General features: G+C 48.7%; 1 protein-coding gene. It reads right to left on the bottom strand.

Going from position 1 to position 1,036, the window contains the following annotated elements; genetic code table 11:
- Nucleotides 1-1,036 (bottom strand): glycosyltransferase family 2 protein (locus BZG83_RS16455; RefSeq protein ID WP_131825122.1); only part of this gene is annotated, 1,036 nt, incomplete at both ends.

Here is a 1,036-nt window from a genome sequence, read left to right as displayed (position 1 = left end):
ATCGATAAATATCTCATTGACCTGAGTCAATATTGGTCGCTGATCGATCTTATTTTCTAGTGACACTTCCCCACTAATCCATACAGAATGAACCGCACATTGCTCATTTCCAACCACAAAGCGACACTGGTCAGAATCTAATGCTTTAATGAGAGAAGCATGAAATGGGCGGGTACATCTTTCCATGCTCGGCCAATGAAATAGTGCGATCTTTTGATCGGCGACCAGCGCCTGATTAAGTTTTTCAACCCAGCCCGGTCTCTCTGGCGTAACGAGAGAAAAATCCGCGACAAGCAGCACATCAAAGGTGTGATCATTCTCTCGGCCTCTCAACATCGTTTGTGGGATCAACGTATCGGCTCTTGAGAGAGACTCGGGTTGTACGTCACGCACCAACCCTCTTACTTGGTGATAAACGGCCCGCAAGCCAAAATACACACTTCGTACATGCGAGATAGATTGACGTGTCAGTGACGAAGCTTGATCCAGTGCAAACGCCAATGGAACATCCGGCAAGATCTTAGCCACCGCATGCTGACCATAAAAGGCAGTCACACGCTTGATTAAATCCGTATCCGCAGCACAGCGAACCGGATCCCACATGCCAACCTCAGCCAAAACCTGCTGACGGAACAAAAACGACGAGTGACTATAGTGAATAAGCTTTTCACTTGGACGCCAATTTTGGGTCACGCGCAACTGCGCATCTACCCGAACCCAATGAGTGCAGACTCCCATCACGTCTGCATGGGCAAGCAAATACGTCATTTGTTGGGCGATTTTCTCAGGGTGCGACCAGTCATCTGCATCATGGGTGGTAATAAAATCCCCTCGAGCAGCCTTGGCACCTGCATTCCGCGCCGCATATGCACCTTGGTTAGAAGGCTGACGCAACAATTCAATACGTGCATCCCGTGCTTGCCAAGCCTTCACCTTAGCGACCGTATTATCATCCGAGGCATCATCGATAACCAATATTTGCAGAGATTGCCACCGTTGGGCAACCAAGGATGAAAGGGCAATATCAATGCTATCT

The sequence above is a fragment of the Salinivibrio sp. PR919 genome (assembly GCF_001995355.1).
GTDB classification, from domain to species: domain Bacteria; phylum Pseudomonadota; class Gammaproteobacteria; order Enterobacterales; family Vibrionaceae; genus Salinivibrio; species Salinivibrio proteolyticus.
This window is presented reverse-complemented; position numbering and strand designations above follow the sequence as displayed.